The sequence below is a fragment of the Neisseria sp. P0008.S010 genome (assembly GCF_051962715.1).
Classification (GTDB): domain Bacteria; phylum Pseudomonadota; class Gammaproteobacteria; order Burkholderiales; family Neisseriaceae; genus Neisseria; species Neisseria elongata.
This window is the reverse complement of the sequence record NZ_JBQCVA010000477.1, coordinates 1-212: the sequence shown is the minus strand read 5'-3', so window position 1 is coordinate 212 and position 212 is coordinate 1. Positions and strand designations below refer to the sequence as shown.

At 54.7% G+C, this 212-nt stretch carries 1 rRNA gene; it reads left to right on the top strand.

Annotated elements, in window-relative coordinates:
- Positions 1-212: ribosomal RNA gene (locus ACTHSL_RS14415) — 16S ribosomal RNA — on the top strand; the annotation flags it as partial.

The following is a 212-nucleotide window of genomic DNA, read 5'->3' as shown; positions in this document are numbered from 1 at the left end:
CGTGCCAGCAGCCGCGGTAATACGGAGGGGGCTAGCGTTGTTCGGAATTACTGGGCGTAAAGCGCACGTAGGCGGACCGGAAAGTCAGAGGTGAAATCCCAGGGCTCAACCTTGGAACTGCCTTTGAAACTCCTGGTCTTGAGGTCGAGAGAGGTGAGTGGAATTCCGAGTGTAGAGGTGAAATTCGTAGATATTCGGAGGAACACCAGTGG